The 18,420-nt window shown below is 66.9% G+C and carries 13 protein-coding genes; 3 read left to right on the top strand and 10 right to left on the bottom strand.

All coding sequences use genetic code 11. The features are described 5' to 3' along the window. Positions 1-96: 96 nt before the first annotated feature. The gene (gene glnE / locus SSKA14_RS22560; RefSeq protein ID WP_008265785.1) at positions 97-2,892 is read right to left on the bottom strand and encodes a bifunctional [glutamate--ammonia ligase]-adenylyl-L-tyrosine phosphorylase/[glutamate--ammonia-ligase] adenylyltransferase; all 2,796 of its coding nucleotides are present in this window, start codon (positions 2,890-2,892) and stop codon (positions 97-99) included. 365 nt (positions 2,893-3,257) lie between these two features. On the opposite strand from glnE, the gene SSKA14_RS22565 reads away from it, so the two are divergent. Further along, positions 3,258-4,772, top strand: coding sequence for an acetyl-CoA hydrolase/transferase family protein (locus SSKA14_RS22565; protein ID WP_008266494.1), 1,515 nt, complete (start codon positions 3,258-3,260; stop codon positions 4,770-4,772). Between the two features lie 71 nt (positions 4,773-4,843). Here the strand turns inward: SSKA14_RS22565 and SSKA14_RS22570 are convergent, their stop codons facing one another. From SSKA14_RS22570 to SSKA14_RS22610, 9 genes are all read right to left on the bottom strand, one after another. Beyond that, complete coding sequence (locus SSKA14_RS22570; protein WP_008268202.1) at positions 4,844-6,208, bottom strand: VOC family protein; 1,365 nt, start codon at positions 6,206-6,208, stop codon at positions 4,844-4,846. Between the two features lie 165 nt (positions 6,209-6,373). After that, positions 6,374-6,862 (bottom strand): hypothetical protein, encoded by a 489-nt coding sequence (locus tag SSKA14_RS22575; RefSeq protein ID WP_008264572.1) that lies wholly within the window; start codon positions 6,860-6,862, stop codon positions 6,374-6,376. A gap of 31 nt (positions 6,863-6,893) precedes the next feature. Next, positions 6,894-7,646, bottom strand: a complete 753-nt coding sequence (locus SSKA14_RS22580) for an HAD family hydrolase (protein WP_008264489.1) — start codon at positions 7,644-7,646, stop codon at positions 6,894-6,896. 95 nt (positions 7,647-7,741) lie between these two features. After that, positions 7,742-8,152, bottom strand: a complete 411-nt coding sequence (locus SSKA14_RS22585) for an EF-hand domain-containing protein (RefSeq protein WP_008268692.1) — start codon at positions 8,150-8,152, stop codon at positions 7,742-7,744. A gap of 232 nt (positions 8,153-8,384) precedes the next feature. Beyond that, positions 8,385-8,756 carry a hypothetical protein gene (locus SSKA14_RS22590; protein WP_004153927.1) on the bottom strand — a complete coding sequence of 124 codons (372 nt, stop codon included), beginning with the start codon at positions 8,754-8,756 and terminating at the stop codon, positions 8,385-8,387. Positions 8,757-8,823: 67 nt separating this feature from the next. After that, a complete protein-coding gene (locus SSKA14_RS22595) occupies positions 8,824-9,537 on the bottom strand; it encodes a M15 family metallopeptidase (RefSeq protein WP_040009085.1) in 714 nt (237 codons plus the stop codon). After that, on the bottom strand, positions 9,470-11,017 hold the full coding sequence (locus SSKA14_RS22600; protein WP_040009087.1) for a serine hydrolase domain-containing protein: 1,548 nt from the start codon (positions 11,015-11,017) through the stop codon (positions 9,470-9,472). Before SSKA14_RS22600 ends, SSKA14_RS22595 begins: the two co-directional genes overlap by 68 nt. A gap of 32 nt (positions 11,018-11,049) precedes the next feature. Continuing rightward, a complete protein-coding gene (locus tag SSKA14_RS22605; protein ID WP_008266361.1) occupies positions 11,050-14,049 on the bottom strand; it encodes a TonB-dependent receptor in 3,000 nt (999 codons plus the stop codon). A 51-nt stretch (positions 14,050-14,100) separates the two neighbouring features. Beyond that, positions 14,101-15,591 (bottom strand): transglutaminase domain-containing protein, encoded by a 1,491-nt coding sequence (locus SSKA14_RS22610; RefSeq protein ID WP_008268028.1) that lies wholly within the window; start codon positions 15,589-15,591, stop codon positions 14,101-14,103. A 132-nt stretch (positions 15,592-15,723) separates the two neighbouring features. Between SSKA14_RS22610 and SSKA14_RS22615 the strand changes: the two genes are divergently transcribed. Together SSKA14_RS22615 and SSKA14_RS22620 are read left to right on the top strand one after the other, a co-directional pair. Continuing rightward, positions 15,724-17,160: an SH3 domain-containing protein gene (locus SSKA14_RS22615; protein ID WP_040009957.1), complete on the top strand. Its 1,437-nt coding sequence runs from the start codon at positions 15,724-15,726 to the stop codon at positions 17,158-17,160. Then, on the top strand, positions 17,161-18,255 hold the full coding sequence (locus SSKA14_RS22620; protein WP_040009090.1) for a dipeptide epimerase: 1,095 nt from the start codon (positions 17,161-17,163) through the stop codon (positions 18,253-18,255). It abuts the gene before it with no gap. Positions 18,256-18,420: the final 165 nt, after the last annotated feature.

Genomic DNA, 18,420 nt, shown 5'->3' on the forward strand with positions numbered 1-18,420 from the left:
TGGCACGCTGTTGCCGGGGTCATGGAACCTGATGGCCTGTGCCAACCAAGGTCGGCACACACCAGAAGCGGGCCATTGCCCAGCCATCGCTGCCTGTCAGGCGAACGGCAGCTTCGCTTCAACGCACGCCGAAGTGATCGCCGCGCAGGCCTCTTCAATGGCCGGGGTGGTCGGTGCCAGCCGTGGGCGTCGATCCAGCGTGCAGGCCAGGCCAACCTCCAGCAACGTTGCGTGCGCGGTGTGCAGCGCCTGCGCGGTGGCATCGGGCAGGAAACCGGCGGCGCCCAGCGCGTCGATCAACGACGGCGTGTCGCGCGGCTCGAGCAGCGCCGGCACCTGCGCACTGCGCGCCAGCACGCCGGTCTGCAGCAGGAACTCCAGGTCCACCACGCCACCGGCGCCCTGCTTCAGGTCCAGTCGCGCGGCATCGCTGCGGTCCAGTTCGGTACGCATGCGCCCACGCATCTTCAGCACGTCGGCATACAGCACACCGGCATCACGTTCGCGACCCAACGTCTGCGCACGCACCTGCTCGAAGTCGGCCAGCAGGCTGGCATCGCCGGCCACGCCACGCGCGCGCACCAGTGCCTGGTGTTCCCATGTCCATGCGCGTTCGCGCTGGTAGTCGGTGTAACTGGCCAACGAAGACACCAGCGAACCCTTGCCGCCATCCGGGCGCAGGCGCACGTCGATGTCGTACAGGCGGCCGGCGGCGGTGACCGCGCCAAGCAGCGCCATCACCTTTTGTGCCAGGCGCGCATACCAGCGCCCCGGCTCCAGCGGGCGCGCGCCATCGCTGGCGTCCACCCCGGCCGGGTTGTCGTGCAGGAACACCAGATCCAGATCGGAACCGAAGCCCAGCTCGAGGCCGCCAAGGCTGCCATAGCCGATGATCGCGAAGCGCCCACCGGGAATCTCGCCGTGCGCGGCGCGCATGTCCGCCTCGGCCATCGCCAGCACGGTGACCACCACCGCCTGTGCCAGCTCGGCCAGTTGCCGCGTGCTGTCCACCGCGCCCTGGCGGCCATCCAGCGTGGCCATCGCCATGCGGAAGCTGAGCGCCAGCCGCGTCTCGTTGAGCCAGCGCAACGCCGATTCGGGGTCTTCCACCGCCAGCACCTGCTGGCACTCGGCCAGCATGCCGGCGGCATCGGGCATCGGCCCGGACACGCGCACGTCCAGCAGCTCATCCAGCAGCAGCGGATAGGCGGCCAGCCGCTCGGCCAGCAGCGCACTGCGCGCCAGCACATCGACCAGCCGCGCCAACGCGCTGGGCTGTTCGTCCAGCAGCGCCAGATAACTGGTCCGGCGCAGCACCGCCTGCAGCAGGCCGAGCACGCGCTTGAGCGCGGCATCGGGCTGCGGCGAGCGTGTGGCCGCATGCAGCAGCGCCGGCAGCACGCGGTCCAGGCGCGCACGCGCGGCATCGGACAACGACTTCACACCGGTGCCCTGGGCGAAATCGCGCAGCGACTGGTCGGCGCCGTTGGCATCGAGGAAACCGGCTTCGGCCAGCAGCGGCGCATTGCTGCCGTCGGGCAGGCTGCGCCAGTAGTTGGCCAACGCATCCGGAGCGGCCTGGCCCTTGCGCGGTGCCAACAGCGCGGCGAATTCAGTACTGACCCGCTGCTGCTGTGCGGCCAGTGCCGCGCGCAGCACTTCCCAGTCCGGGTAGCCCAGGCCGACGGCGATGCGCTCGCGGTCCAGCGCGTCATTGGGCAGCACATGGGTCTGTGCGTCGCGCAGCATCTGCAGGCGGTTTTCCAGCCTGCGCAGGAACAGATAGGCCTCGCGCAGCGCGCTGCCATCCTCGGGCGCGATCTGCCCGGCCGCCACCAGTGCCTCCAGCGCCACCAGCAGGCGGCGCTCGCGCAGCGCCGGTTCACGGCCGCCGCGGATCAGCTGCAGTGCCTGGCACAGGAACTCGATCTCGCGGATGCCACCGGCACCGCGCTTGATGTCCTCGTGCAGTTCGCGGCGCGCGACTTCGGCGGTGATCGCTGCCTTCATCTCGCGCAGGCCGTCGAGCGCGGTGAAATCCAGGTAGCGGCGGTATACGAACGGGCGCAGGGTCTGCAGCCACGCTTCGCCGGCCTCGATGTCGCCGGCCACGGCACGCGCCTTCAGCCACGCATAACGTTCCCAGTCGCGGCCCTCGCGCTGGAAATACTGGTCCATCGCCGCGAACGACAGCGCAACGCGGCCAGCGCTGCCGAACGGGCGCAGGCGCAGGTCGACGCGGTGGCTGAAACCATCGACGGTGGTTTCGTCCAGCAGTTTGGCCAGGCGCTGGCCGAGCCGGGCGAAGTACTCCTCGGCGGCCAGCGCGCGCGGGCCGTCGGATTCGCCCCCCTGCGGGTAGGCGTAGACCAGGTCGATGTCGGAACTGAAGTTGAGCTCGCCACCGCCAAGCTTGCCGAGCCCGAACACCACCAGCTGCATGGGCTGGCCCTGGTCATCGCAGATGACCCCGTGGCGTTGCGCGAACTCCTGCTGCAGCGCGTCCAGCGCTAGCCGCAGGCAGTCCTCGGCCAGGGTGGTGGCGCCGGCCAGGGTCTGTGCCACGTCGTCCAGCCCAGCCAAGTCGCGCCAGATCAGCCGCGTCGACATCGCCGTGCGCCAGCGCCGCAGCTGTGAAGGCCAGTCGCTGGGCTGCAGCGGGTCGAGCACCGGTGCGGGAATCGGCGGGCAAGCGGGCGCAGCCAGCTGCGCCAGCAGGGCCGGCTGCCGCACCAGCGTATCGAGGGCAAAGTCGCTGGCCACCGCCAGCCGGGTCAGCAGCGGCTGCAGGTCGGGCGGGATCGGCTCGGGCAGGACCTGGGCCAGGCGCGCCAGGGCACGGTCGACAAGGGGCTGCAGGGTAGCGGGCAGTTCAGCGGGGGCGAGGGTCATGGCCCGATTGTATCGACCCGGCCGGGGCGCAACGGACCCGGTAGTGCCGGCCGCTGGCCGGCAGGGGTGCGGAGGTTGCCGGCCAGCGGCCGGCACTACCGATAATGGAGGCCGCGTATTCATAATGGACAGCAGGCAATAAAAAAGCCCGCTTGCAGCGAACTGCCAGCGGGCTCTGCTCCCTCCCCCACGTCGGGATGCAGGGCCATCGTGCGGGCTGCGAAAGCACTTTGCACGCTGCACTGCAAAACAAAACCGGCCGGTATGGGTGCCCCCGGCGGGGAAAAGCCATTCCACGAAGGTAGAACCCCCCGTACGGATGAGGATGGCCGATAATCGGGTTTCCCCCCAGAAACACTGTCGTCATGTCTGTTGATCGCATCGCCAACGCGCGTCTCCGTGACCGCGTGGTCTCCGCCGAGACCGCAGCCGCGCTGATCCAGCCCGGTGAAACCGTGGCCATGAGCGGCTTTACCGGCTCCGGGTATCCCAAGGCCGTTCCCGTCGAACTGGCGCGCCGCATCGAAGCGGTGCATGCCCAGGGCAATCCCTTCCAGATCAAGCTGATGACCGGCGCCTCCACCGCGCCGGAACTCGATGGCGCGCTGGCCAAGGCCGATGGCATCGCCATGCGCATGCCGTTCCAGAGCGACCCGGATGCGCGCAACCGCATCAACGAGGGCAAGCTGGATTACATCGACATCCACCTCAGCCACGTCGCCCAGCACGTGTGGTTCGGCTTCTACGGCGAGATCGATACCGCCGTGATCGAAGTGTCGGCCATCCGCGAGGACGGCTCGCTGGTGCCCTCCACCTCGGTCGGCAACAACAAGACCTGGCTGGACCTGGCCAAGAAGGTGATCGTCGAGGTCAACGAATGGCAACCGGCCGGCGTCGACGGCATGCATGACATCTACTACGGCACCGCGCTGCCGCCGCACCGCAAGCCGATTCCGCTGGTGAACGCCAACGACCGCATCGGTGACACCGCGCTGCGCTGCGACCCGGACAAGATCGTGGCGGTGGTGCGCACCAACGGCCCGGACCGCAACAGCCCGTTCAGCCCGATCGATGCGACCAGCGAGCAGATCGCCTCGCACCTGATCGAGTTCCTCAAGCACGAAGTGAAGAAGGGCCGCCTGCCGCCGAACCTGCTGCCACTGCAGTCGGGCGTGGGCAACATCCCCAACGCGGTGCTGGCCGGCCTGGCCAAGAGTGGTTTCCGCGACCTGGCCGCGTTCACCGAGGTGATCCAGGACGGCATGCTCGACCTGCTGCGCGACGGCGTGCTGAGCTACGCCTCGTGCACCGGCTTCGCACTGAGCCCGCAGGCCAACGAGACGTTCAAGGAGCACATCGATTTCTACCGCGAGCGCATCATCATGCGCACGCAGGAGATCTCCAACCATCCGGAGCTGGTGCGCCGCCTCGGCTGCATCGGCATGAACGGCATGATCGAAGTGGACATCTACGGCAACGTCAATTCGACGCACGTGATGGGCACGCGCATCATGAACGGCATCGGCGGTTCGGGTGACTTTGCCCGCAACGGCTTCCTGTCCGCCTTCCTGAGCCCGTCCACCGCCAAGAACGGCACCATTTCGGCGATCGTGCCGATGGCCAGCCACGTCGACCACACCGAGCACGACGTGTCGGTGATCGTGACCGAGCAGGGCCTGGCCGACCTGCGTGGCCTGACCCCGCGCAAGCGCGCGCAGGTGCTGATCGACAACTGCGCGCACCCGGATTTCCGCCCGCAGCTGCAGGACTACTTCGACCGTGCCAGCCGCGAGAGCTACGGCAAGCACACCCCGCACCTGCTACCGGAAGCGCTGTCGTGGCACCAGCGCTGGCTGGATACCGGCACCATGAAGGGCTGAGACCCGGGGACCCTGGTAGAGCCGGCCGCTGGCCGGCTCCCCCCGTTGCCGGCCAGCGGCCGGCACTACCCTCAAACGGCGCGCAGCGCCGCCAGCGATTCGGCTTGCAGCCGCTCGTAAATCTCGAACTCGTCGTTCACCGCCACGCCCAGCGCCTGCTCGAAGGCCTCGCGGTTGGCGTGCGCGGCATAGGCGCGCTGTTCTTCACCGCCCAGGTTCGACTGGAAAATGCCCGCGGCGCTGACCGGCAGGAAATCCTCGTAGACGATCGGGTCGGCGGTAGCCAGGCCGGTGGCCACCAGCACTTCGGCCGGCAGATCGGCCACGCGTTCCGGCGCGGCGCGGCCGGCGTCGGTCAGCTGGTAGCGGTAATAGCCAAGGCCTTCCTGGCGCAGGGTGTCGTGGTCATCCGGGAAGCTGGCAAACACCGCCTGCAGGCGCTGGCCGTAGTCGCCACCGGTACTGCCTTCGCCACCGGCATCGCGTGCCTGCGACAGCAGCTGGTCGTACAGCGCGCGGCCCTTCGGGGTCAGCGCAAGCCCGCGCTGTTCGATCTCGCCGAAGCGCGCGGTATGCGTGCCGGCATCGCCGCCTTCGCTGTCCGGGAAATGCACCGCTTCTTCCAGTGCCTTGAAGCTGGTCTGGCGCAGCAGGATCGGGCAGGCACGGCGCGGCGGGCCTTCGATTACCGCCTTGGCCGCCATGCCGTGCCCGATCATCGCCGCCTGCGCCGCGTCGATATCCAGCGTGCGCGGGGTCAGGTGGTTGATGTGCGGGCCACGGAAACTGACCACATCGGCCACCAGCCGGTGTGCCTTGTTGAGGGCGTGGTAGGTCGGCAGATCGACGGTGGCGTCGCCATGCCAGCGGAAGGTTTCCAGCGCTTCTTCGACAAAACGTTCGGCATCTTCCTGCGACAGGCCACCGTCACGCTCGGCCTGGTCGATCAGCGCCAGCGCGCCCTCGGTGAAGATGCGGCGGCGCTCGAGGATGCGCGCGGACTCGGCACGCAGCGCTTCGTCTTCGATCAGTTCCAGGCGCAGCAGCGAGGTGAACACGCGGAACGGATTCTGCGCCAGCGCGGCACCGGTCAGCGGCCGGAACGCGGTGGAGTGCACCGGCACGCCGGCCACCGACAGGTCGTAGTAGCCGACCGGGAACATGCCCATCACCGCGAACAGGCGGCGCAGCGTGGCCAGTTCCTGCACGGTGCCGACGCGGATCGCGCCATGGCGCTCCTCGTCCAGGCGCGCGCGCTCGTCGTTGCGCTGCAGCTGCGCGGCCAGCGCCGGGTCCTGCTCCAGCACCTGTGCGTTGATCCGCTCCACCAGTTCCACCAGCGTGCCGTACAGCGGCACTTCGGTGCGGTACATGCGGGACATGGCCTGGGCGAACAGGCGGCGGATCACATCAGGCGAAACGAAAGAGGCGCTCATCAGTCACTCGATTACGGGAACGGGGAACAGCTCGAAGCCGTATTGTCGCCGGAGCGCGCGGCGGCGGCGATATGCAGAGCAACATGAAAGAAATCGGTAGTGCCGGCCGCTGGCCAGCAACCTCTGGATGCCTGGAGTATGGGAATTGCCGGCCAGCGGCCGGCACTACCGCTTCAGCTGGCGCTTCAGGGTGGCATCGAGGGTGATCGGCCGGTCCCAGTGCTGGTAGCTGGCCACGATGGCGTGGCGCACCGCTCGGTAATGCAGGTTGTCCGGCGCGCGCGGCATGCGCTTGACCACCGCCTCCCAGCCGCCCTCCGGGTTCTGGCTGAAGGCGCGCACGCTGTCGCGGCAGGTCTGGCCGCTGGCCTTGGCCCAGAAACAGGCGAAATAGATATCCCCGGCCTGCCAGCCGTGGGTGGTGAACAGTGCGCTGATGTAGCCGCGCGGCACGCCGGCATAGCGCGATACTTCGTCGAGGAAGGCGTCGGGATAGCGTTCGGCGTAATGGTTGATGTCCTGCAGCTGGGCATCCACCCAACTGTCACCGGTTTCCACGGTGTAGGCCGCCGAGCGCTCGGCGGTCTGCTGGGCCAGCGCGGTGGCCGGCGCCAGCAGCAGGGACAGCATCAGTGCGCGCAGTCGGACGTTCATGCCCCGATTCTGCCGCAGCCGCCCGGCCCTGTCAGGCCGCCGCAGCCGCCTTGGCCTCGATCGCCGCCAGCGCGGCCGGCCAATCATGGGCGGTATCGGCAGTGACCATGCGCGGTTCGTCGTCGGCCACGCCGTGCTGGGTCTCGTGGGCCCAGGTCACCGCATACGGGGTATGCACGCCCCAACCGCCAAGGGTCACCACCGGTTCGATGTCCGAGCGCAGCGAGTTGCCGACCATCACGAAGCGCTGCATCGGCAGGTCGAACTCGGCCAGCACGCGCGCGTAGGTTTCCGGGTCCTTCTCCGAGACGATCTCGATGCGCGGGAACAGCTCGCGCAGGTTGGCCACCTTGATCTTGGCTTCCTGATGGAACAGATCGCCCTTGGTGATCAGCACCACCGGGTACTGTTCGGCAATGGCCGCCACCGATGCGCGCACGCCGTCGATCAGCTCGACCGGGTGGCGCAGGGTGTCATGGCCGATGTCCAGCATGCGCTGGATGTCCTTGGCGTCGATGCGCTGGCCGGTGATGTCGATGGCCGCTTCGATCATCGACAGCACCATGCCCTTCACGCCATAGCCGAACACGGCCAGGTTGCGCTGCTGCACTTCCAGCAGGTGGCGGGCGGTCTGGGTGTCGTGCACGTCGACATAGCGCGACAGCAGGTCCAGGTAATCCTGCTCGGCCTTGCGGTAGTAGTCCTCGCTCTTCCACAGCGTGTCGTCACCGTCAAAACCAACCAGGCCGATGGCGCGCGACGGCGCAGGCGTGGGGGTATTCATCCGCCAAGGATACAGGGGCCCGGTGAACGGGAAAAACCCGGGCGGCCGTAGCCGCCCGGGTCCCCATGCACCGGTTTTCCCGAATCAGGTGTGGATCAGCGGCCCTGCGCCGCGCCGGCACCTGCACCGGCCTGCTGGGCGGCCACGTAGGCCTTGTACTCATCGGCGCTCAACTCGCCGTCCTTGTTGGTATCGGCCTGGTCGAACACCTGGGCGAGGCCGGCGTTCACCTGTGCCTCGGTCTTGCTGATGGTGCCGTTGCCATCGGTATCGATGCTGGCCCAGGTCTGGCCACCGCCATTGGCCTGTGCCGAGGCCGCTGCGGCCGCGTTGGTGGCCTGGTCAGCCGCCTGCCCGGCCTGTGCCGCCGCCTGCTGGGCCTGCGCGGCTTCGTTCTGCGCCTGCGCGGCCTGCTGCTTGGCCGACTGGGCCATCGCCGGGATGGCCAGCACGCTGCCGGCGGCGACGATCAGGGCGATCAGGGGCTTGCGGTTGCGAATAGTCATCAGGGGTGTCTCCTACCGATTGGGTGGTGTTGCGCGGCGTGTTGTCTCCGCACGGCACCTACCCTGCCACCGCGTTTCTGAATCGATTTTGCGGTGCGACCTGCGTGCACACGCACGATTAACCACCGGCCCGCGCGCATGCATTAGCACGCTGGTTAGGGCGGAGTGAGCGGCGCATAAGCTGCGCATTCAGCGCAGCAGGATTTAACCGGCAGGCAACAAAAAACCTGCGTCAGTCGACGGTTTTTTCCAATGACCGCGAACTGAACATCACCCATCCCAAGGCTACACCGGCCAGCGCACCGGCGATTTCCAGCACCACGCGGCTGCCCAGTTCGTTCGGATCGTGGATGGTGGACAGGAACAGGCGCGCATACAGCGGCGACTCCAGCCGCACGATGCCCATGTAGAACAGCTTCCATGCATCGATGCCGGTGGAGATCACCACCGAGATGACGCATGCCCAACCGATCGCATGGCCCACCGACCAGTGCAGCAGCCGGCACAGGCGCGACCACAGGAAGTACACCAGCAGGCCGACCAGCAGGGCGATGGCGCCGGCTTCCAGGGTGCCGAGCAGGCCGAAGTGCAGGGGAAGGTTCATCGGGTGGGCAGCGGTGGAAAGGCGGCCAGTGTAAGGGTATCGGCAGGGCGGCGCCCTGCAGATGCCCCTACCGCACCGGGACGTCGTACGCGGTGCCGGGGTCCGGTTCGGGCTGCAGCGTGTAGTGCCACCACTCCTGCGGATAATTCACGAAACCGCGCCGTGCCATCGCGCGGACAAGTCGCTGTCGATTCGCCTGCTGCGCCTCGCTCAACCCGCTCGCCTGCGTATGCGCACGCGGGCCGAAGAAATCGAAATCCGTCCCCATGTCCAACGGCGTGCAGGTACCGCTGCGGCAATCCAGCAGACCGAGGTCGACGGTGGCACCGCGGCTGTGGCCGGAACGCTCGGCGATGTAGCCGTCGGCCAGCAGGCGCAGCTTGTCCAGGTCCGGGTACTGCAATGCCTTGCGCGAAAGCTCGCGCGGGTCGTTCACCCAGGCCATGAAGGCCTGCACCGAACGCACCGGCCGATAGCAGTCGTAGATCCGCAGGCCCCATCCATCTGCGCGCAGATCCTGCTCCACCCGGGCCAGTGCCTTCGCCACTGGCGCCAGCAGATAGCAGGAAGGCGCCTCGTAGCCGGGAACGCGCGCGCCGGTGAAGTTGTTGGCGCCGGCGTAGCGGATATCCATGTCGATGTGTGGCGACAGCGTGCGGATCTCCACCAGTCCGGCGCTGGCTGCATCTGTGGCCGCTGAAACGCGCGGCGACTCAGCGCCGCTGGCGGTCGCCGCCAGCGCAATCGCCAGTACGAGTGAAATGCAGGTCCTGGAAGTCATAGCTGAAGTCGATGTCCGGATCGATGGCGCGCAGGTCCAGTGTCGGCGACAGGCCTTCGCCCGGCTGCAGCCACGCCTGCGCTTCGTCGCCCAGCGTATCCCAGCGCAGCAGCCAGCGCCCCTGCAGCTGCAGCTGCAGCACCGTGGCCTGCAGCCTGGGCGACTTGTCCACGCTGAAACGCAGGCCGTCCTTGCCCGGGCACAGCGAGGCCGGGCCCAGCCACGGGTCGGTGTAGCGGCCTTGCCAGCGTGGCAGCTCGGAAGCCGATGCCTGCCGTGCATCCGAAGTCGTCGGCCGCTGATGGCCGGTTGCCGCCCGCGTGGCCTGGTCAGCCTTCAGCTCGGCCAGGTAGGCCATCGCCGGACGCGCTTCATCGGGTGCGGTGAAGCGCTTCAGCATGGCCTGCATCAGCGCGGTACGCGCATCCTCGCCCTCGCCGTTGATCAGCATCACCACACCCACTTTGCGGTCGGGCAGCAGCGCCAGCGACGAATACATGCCCGACAGCGTGCCGGTGTGCGCCACCTTCCACTGACCGTCCATGTCCGACACCCGCCAGCCGTATCCGTAGCCGTAGAAGTGCGCGTTGTCCCAGCGCCGCTGGCGTTCGCCCAGCGGCATCGGCATGTGCAGGGCCCACAGCGTGCGCCGCTGTTCACTACCCAGCCAGTCCGGCGCCAGCGCGGGGTCCAGCAGCACCTGCATCCAGCGCGTCATGTCGCGCAGCGAGCAGCGGATGCCACCGGCAGCCATGGAGGGCAGGTCAGGGCTGATAGCTCCATCGGCGTTCACCACCTCGTTGCGATCGCCACGCCAGGCATGCGGCTGCGCCACGTTGCCCACGCGTTTCACCGACCACTCCCCCACCTGGCAGCGTGCCATGCCCAGTGGCTCGAACACCTGCTCGCGCATCAGCTGGTCATAGGGTTTGCCACCGGCCGCAGCGGCTACTTCGCCGGCCACCACGTACATCAGGTTGTCGTAGGCGTAATGGCTGCGGAAGCTGCTGACCGGCTTCAAATGCGCCAGCCCGGCGATGATGTCGGCGCGGGTGAAGGAGTTCGGCTCCGGCCACAGCATCAGGTCGCCCGCACCCAGGCCGAGACCGCTGTTGTGGATCAGCAGGTCGCGCACCTGCATCTGCTGGCCCACCCATGCGTCATGCATGCGGAATTGCGGCAGGTAGCGCTGCACTGGGTCATCCCAGCGCAGCCTGCCCTGCTGCACCAGCCGCGCCAGCAGCGCGGCGGTCATCGCCTTGCTGTTGGAGGCGATCTTGAACAGCGTGTCCTCGTCGAGGCGGCCACCGTCGCCGCGCTTGCCTTCGGCATGGCGATAGACCACCTGTCCGTTCTCGACCACCGCCATCGCCAGCCCCGGCAGATGTTCGGCGCGGACCACTGCGGCGACGTCGGCATCGAGGGATGCGGTGTCGGCCGGCTGCGCTGTGGCAGCCGGAAACACTGCCAAGGCGGCCATACAGAGGCCGCGCCGGGCGTGCTCGATGGGCGTCAGTACGCCCATGTCACGGTCAGCTGCGCATAGCGCGGCGACTGGAACCCGGTACCGTAGCCAAACAGCGGGTTCGGCGTGCCGATGCTGTCCTGCGGTTCGTAGTCCTGGTCCACGGTCACCACGCGCTGCTGGTTGAGCACGTTGTACACCGCCAGCTTCAGGCGCAGGTCGGTGGGGATCGGCACCTTGTAGGACACGCTCACGTCCAGATCGTAGGTCCACGGCGTACGCCCATCACCACCACGCGGGGAATGCACGAACACCCGTTCGGATGGCACCGTGGCCTGGCAGTTGGACACGCACACGTAATAGCTGTGGAAGTCGGTCGCATCGAACGGGTTGCCTGCGCCAAAGCGGGTGATCGGGCTGCCCGACTGCACGCCCAGGGTCGCGGCCACGCTCAGGTTCTCGGTCAGCGCGTAGCTGCCGCGGAACTTGAACTGGTGGCGGCGATCATTGGCCAGGTAGCCATAGCCGCCGTAGTTGACCCACGGATTGTCGAAGTTCTCGGTGCGCCCGGCATCGGCGAAATCGGTATCGGAATTTACGGGACCTTCGGCGTTGCCGCGGCCGTAGGCCAGCGTGTAGGACGCGTTGAAGCCCCACTTGCCATCCCAGGCACGATCGACCTGCAGCTCCAGCGCCTTGTAGTCGCGCTTGGGCTTCACCCAGCCGCGCTGGCCGACATAGTTGCCGTTGTCGTCATACAGCGCCCAGCCTTCCTTCGACGTATCGATGCTGATCCAGCCATCATTGCGGCCGTCACAATCGGTATCGCCCCACACGGTGTTTGTGCGCCCCGGGTTGCCCATGATCCACACGCTATCAATCGCACCGCACTGGCCGGTGGCGGTGATGTTCATGTCATCGATGGCGTTGTGCAGGCGCCGGTAGGTCACGCTTGCGCCGATCGACCAGGCTTCGTTGATCATCTGCTGGAAGCCCAGGATCGCTTCGTCCTGGTAGACCGGATCCATGTCGCGGTTCACTTCGGCGCGCAGGTCCGGCACGCTGCCGTCGCCCTGCGAGTTGTCCACCGGTCCGATCTGTGCGCCCAGCACCGGCACGTTGTTGGCCGCGCCGCTGTAGCCCAGGAACTCATACCAGGTGCGTTCGTCGAGGAAGCCACCGGCCTGCTTGATGTTGATGACGTTGGCCACCGGCAGGAAGTAGCGGCCGAGGTTGCCGAACACCTTGGTGGTGCCATCGCCACGCACGTCCCACGAGAAGCCCAGGCGGGGCGCCAGCATGTTGTCGATCTTGATGTAACTGCTGCCGTCGCCGCCCTTGTTGTCGAAGGCTTCCATGCGCAGGCCGAGGTTGAGCAGCAGGTTCGGCGTCACCTGCCAGTTGTCTTCCAGGTAGTACGCGGAGTTGATCGTTTCGAACGCGCCTTCAACTTCATAGCGGCGGGTACGCGCCACCAGTCCACTGGCCGGCACCACGCCGCCATTCAGCGAACTGCCCGGCGTGCGCGCGTAGATGTCGTAGCGCAGGCCGCCCGGGCCGGGATAGGCGCGGCTGTAGTCGGACGTGTTCTCCTCGCGGTCCAGCCCGAAGCGAAGCAGATGGTTGCCCAGTGTCCATTCGAAATCGGCGCGTGCCGCCTTGCGCGTATCCAGCGCGGATTCGAGTTGGGAACTGCTGGTGCAGCTGCGATCACCCTGCAGCGCGGTGGGTACGCCCTGGCTGGCGGTACGATTGTCGAAAACCCGGTTGCAGTTCTCGTCCATCAGCGAGCTCTGCACGCGGTTGCGCTTGTTCTCGCCGTACATCAGCTTCATGGTCAGGTCGTTGTTCACCTGCCAACTGTAGGTACCCGACCAGTTGCGGCCACCCACGGTGTTCATGATCTGGTTGGCACGTTCACCCACGGTGCTGCCACGCTCGTAGTCATAGGCGTAGACGTCGGTGAGCGTCTTGTTGCGATCGGAGAAGCCGAACAGCGAGAACATCTGGTTGTCGGTGATGCGCCAGTCGAGCTTGCCGCCCCAGAACGGATCATCGGCCTTGCCCTGGTTGAGGCGGGTTCCGGCGTCGTTGGTCGATGTCGGGCGATAGTCACGGGCTTCGTACATGCCGAAGAAGAACAACCGGTCCTGCACCAGCGCACCGGAGGCGAACACGTTCAGCGCGCTGCGGCTGTAGTCGTCGCGGCTGGCGGTGATGTAGCGGCTGCCGCTGCCGTCGTAGCGGTCGCGCGCCTGCGACTGCCACGCTCGCGGCTCGAACACCAGTTCGGCGCCGGCCTTGAAGTCGTTGCTGCCCGAGCGCGTCACCGCGTTGATGACACCACCAGTACTGCGCCCGAACTCCACCGAGTAGCCGCCGGTCTTGACCTGGAACTCCTGGTAGAACGAGAACGGCACGGAGGAGAAGCCAACCCGGTTGTAGAAGTCGGTGACGTTCAGCCCGTTGATGTACACGGTGTTCTCGGCCACCGACGAACCCCCGAAGGAGATACCCTGGCCACCCAGAGAGCCCTTGCCCTTCACCGCACCCGGCGCCAGCAGAGCGACGGCGGTGATGTCACGGTCCACCGGCAGGCGCGACAACTCCTCGCGGGTAATGTTGGTGGCCGACTCGGTGGACTTCACGTCCACCATCGACACCACCTGCGGAGCACGAACTTCGACCGTGCCCAGCGTGCTGACCGCACCCAGCGGCACGTTCACCGTAGTCGCACTGCCCAGGCTGACGGTGACCTGGCCAACACGGCTGGCCGCTCCTCCCGGCAAGCTCACTTCCATCTCGTAGGTGCCGACCGGCAGCAGCGGTATGCGATAGCTGCCATTGGCTTCGGCCTGTACCGAACGGACGAAGCCTGTGGCCGGATTGCGTACGGTCACCGTGGCACCGGCCGGTACCTGGCCGGCATCGCTGCTCAAGCGGCCAACCACCGAACCATCCTGTGCGAATGCGCTGGGCGCGATCACGCCCAGGCACGCCCCGAGCGCGACGTACAACGCCGCCCGTGTGATGCTGTAAGCCTTCATCCCCTGCTCTCTCCTGCAAGAATTGAATGGTGTGGAGTGTGATGTGTCGCGCTAGCGTTGCCTGGCTGGCAGTACCCGCCACTGGAAGTCGTAGCTCCATTGGTCGAAGTACAGGTTGCCGCCTGCCCACTCGGCCTCGCCGCGCTGCGAGTCGACCGTTTCCGAGCGGTAGTGCTGTTTGGCCGGCACCAAGGGCTGGCCGAAATCGTCGTTGAAGGCGACGCGGTAGCCGTCGAGGCCACCCAGGTAGAAGTCGCGCAGGGCCGGCACGTCGCTGGCCAATGCGCCGGTGGTCACGTCCATCGGCAGCCAGCCATACGGCGCCAGGTAGACCTGCCCCCAGTCGTGCAGATTGTTGTAGCCACTGCCATCGCCGGAGAACACCATGCCCGACTGCCAGCGCGCAGGAATGCCGTTCATGCGCAGCAGTGCGATCAACAGCAATGTCTGCTGGCCGCAGTCGGCATGTCCGGCACGCAACGCATAATCGCTGAGGTTGCTGATCGTGGCGTATTCGCGTGCGCCGGCCCACGGAATGCGATCCACGGCAGCGAACAGCTTGCGCACCACTTCATACGGCCGCGTCTCACCCTGCAGCACCTGGTCGGAGAACAGCTTCAATGCGGGAGTGAAGCGGACATGCGGCGGCTGCTGGGACAGGTAGGGTTGCAGCGCCGGATCTCCCGGTGTCGGTTGCACCTTGGCCGGATCAATCGCGGTATGCCGGGCGAAGATCGTGACCGCGTAGCTGACCTCGAAGCGGGTCGGCTTGCCGGCTACGGCCTTGGCTTCCAGGTAGGCGGTGCGCTGCAGCGTGCTTGCCGGTGCCACGCGTGCCTTGCCCGGCGTACTGCCCAGCCACTGCACCTGCTCCTGCTGGCCGGGTATCTCGCGCGGATAGGGAATCCATGCGCGCACGAGCTCGCCGGCCGGCACCGCATCGGCCTTCACGGTGAGCGACTGGGTGAATTCGATGCGCTGCGGCAGCACCGAGGCCTTGCCGCCCTGTTCGGCCGCAGCCAGCACGCGCGCGTGGTGGGCGTTGAGCACTTCGTTCGGGCCCGGCGCCGGCATCGGTGCATCCGCGCGGCGGCGTGCACGCGCTTCATCGCTGAGCAGGAACAGGTTCGACGGTGCGCGCTTGAAGTACCAGCGCGTGCCATCGATATCGAGGTGCTCGATCAGGCCGAGTTGATCCCAGCGCGCGAACTCCTCGTCGGTCAGGTCGGGAATCCAGCGCCGCACGGCAGACTTGGCGGCGGTTTCGTCGAGGGAAAAGTCCAGGCGGATGCGCCGCATGCGTTCTTCCTGGAACGCGATGTCATCGAAACTGACGCCCGGTTCCGCCGCGTCGGCCGCCGACCAGGTATTCAGCTCGCTATGAGCTTCGGAGAACCGTCCCGCGTCGATCATCTGCACGACCCGCGCGAACTGGATGGCCGAGGGTGGCGGCTCCGCGCCCGCCGACCACGCCCACAGCAGCAGCGCGGCCCCCAGGCCGGCAGCAGCAGTCAGACGCGGTTTGCGAACGGCAGGATCCACAGCGACACTTCCCCAGCGCGGGTGGTAACGGCTGTGTAACACGGGCCGGGATGCCGGTCAATAATTTATTCTTGCTTTCGACGCCGAAAGGAATAAATATTCCAACAGGCATTCGAGGAGGGTGTGCAGCGCATGATCCTGGCTTCCCGCGAACGGCACCGGCATTGGCCGCGCCGCTTGACCCTGGGGCTGTGCCTGCTGGCGGCGCCGGCCTTTGCGCAGACCGCCCCAGCTCCCGATCCCGGCGCACCGCTGCCCTATGTGATCGGCCTGCACGAGGCCTTCCTGACCCCGCAGTACTGGGCCGCGCGCCTGGACAACGCCGATGCGCCGATCCTCGACCGCGCGCAGATCGACGCGCAGAACGCACGGATGCGGGCGCAGGACAGCCACATCCAGGACATCGCTGTACTGCCTGCGCGGCTGGATGCGGTGGCGGTACGCGGCAGCATCGGCGCACTCTCGAGCTGGCCCACGCGCGCGCTCTACAACGACAAGGGTCAGCCCATCACACCGGCACTGCGCCGCGCGATCGAAGCCAACCTCGGGCTGGAGTCGATTCCCGCGCAGGTAGCGCCGCAGTATGGGCTGGTGGTGAAGCGTGCAGCGCTGCGCACCTTCCCCACCCGCGAGCGCGTTTTCAGTAGCGTCGGTGACACCGACATCGACCGCTTCCAGGAATCGGCGCTGTTCCCCGGCGACAAGGTCGCCGTGGTGCATCGCAGTGCCGATGGCCGCTGGCTGTTCGTTCACAGCGAGCGCTACAGCGCGTGGATCGAGGCCGACGTGATTGCCAGTGGTGACAAGGCCACGGTACTCGGCTACGGCGCACAGGGGCCCTACCGCATCATCACCGGCGCCACCGCGCAGACCGCCTACACCCCGGAAGAACCGCGCGTGTCGCGCCTGCAGCTGGACATGGGCGTGCGCCTGCCGGTGCTGGCCGACTGGCCCGCTGCTACGCCGGTAAACGGGCAACAAGCGCATGCCTCGTGGGTGGTGCAGCTGCCGGTACGCGAAGCCGATGGTCGATTGAAGCTGGTACCGGCGCTGCTGCCGCGCTCGCAGGACACCGCCGCCGACTACCTGCCGCTGACCCCGCGCCTGCTGCTGCAGCAGTCCTTCAAGTTCCTCGGCGAACGCTACGGCTGGGGCCACGACTACGACACCCGCGACTGCAGTGGGTTCGTCTCGGAGATCTACCGCAGCTTCGGTGTGCTGCTGCCGCGCAATACCAGCGCGCAGGCGGTCAGCCCGGCGCTGGATCGCCTGCCGTTCACCAACAAGGACGGCAAGGCGATGCGCGACCGCGCCGTCACCGGGCTGCAGGTAGGCGACCTGGTCTATATCCCCGGCCACGTGATGATGGCCATCGGCCACGTCGACGGCCGCACCTGGGTCATCCACGATACGGCAGGCGGCAGCTGGTTCGGTGCCGACGGCAAACGTGTGCAGGCCCATCTCAATGGTGTTTCGGTGACGCCGCTGGAGCCGATGATGGCCAGCGACAGCGTCCGCTACATCGACCGCATCACCAACATCCAGCGCCTGCGAGCCAAGACTCCCTGAATGAAGATCACCGCCATCGAACTGGGCATGCTGCGCGTGCCGCTGAAGACGCCGTTCAAGACCGCCCTGCGCACGGTGGAGACCGTGGAGGACGTGGTGGTGCTGATCCGCACCGACACCGGCCACACCGGTTATGGCGAAGCGCCGGCCACGGCAGTGATCACCGGCGATACCCATGGCTCGATCATCGAAGCGATCCGCCACTTCATCGCACCGCGCCTGATCGGCCAGGAGGTTGTCAACCTCAACCGTCTGTGCGGGCTGGTGCAGAGCGCGATGGAGCGCAACACCAGCGCCAAGGCCGCGGTGGAGATTGCGCTGTACGATCTCTGGGCGCAGCTGCACGGTGCGCCGCTGTACCAGATGCTCGGTGGCGGTGATCCGGTGATCACCACCGACATCACCATCAGCGTGGACTACATCGACAAGATGGTGGCCGACTCGCTGTCGGCGATCGAACGCGGCTTCGAGTCGCTGAAGATCAAGGTCGGCAAGGACATCGGCTTGGACATCGAACGGGTCAAAGCGATCCATGCTGCGGTGGAGGGGCGCGCCCTGTTGCGGCTGGATGCCAACCAGGGCTGGACCGCCAAACAAGCCGTACATGCGATGCGTACACTGGAGGAAGCCGGCGTGGTACTGGAACTGCTGGAACAACCGGTGAAGGCCGCTGACATCAGCGGCCTGAAGTACGTCACCGACCGCGTCAACACGCCGGTGATGGCCGACGAAAGTGTGTTCAGCCCGAGCCAGGTGATGGACCTGATCCAGCAGCGCGCAGCGGACATCATCAACATCAAGCTGATGAAGACCGGCGGCCTGTCCAACGCGATCCGCATTGCCGACATCGCCGGCATCTACGGTGTGCCGTGCATGATCGGCTGCATGATCGAGTCGAGCATCAGCGTGGCCGCCGCGGTGCACCTGGCGGTGGCCAAGAGCGATGTGATCACCAAGGTCGACCTGGATGGCCCATCGCTGGGCCAGTTCGACCCGGTCAGTGGCGGCGTGCATTTCAACGAATCGGAGATCAGCATCAGCGACGTACCGGGGTTGGGCATCACCGAAGTGCGGGGGCTGGAGATGCTGGGTTGAACCGTAGATCCACGCCATGCGTGGATGCGCTTGCTTTTGCCCCACCCCGTATCCCCTTCGCGGCTGGCACGCTCGCGATCTGTCTGGGCTCGGGCGGGTGGGGTTCGCAGGGGTGTCCGCGCCATGGATGGCGCGGCCAAGCCTCCATGGACGGATTCACGGCGT

This window comes from Stenotrophomonas sp. SKA14 (assembly GCF_000158575.1).
GTDB lineage: Bacteria > Pseudomonadota > Gammaproteobacteria > Xanthomonadales > Xanthomonadaceae > Stenotrophomonas > Stenotrophomonas forensis.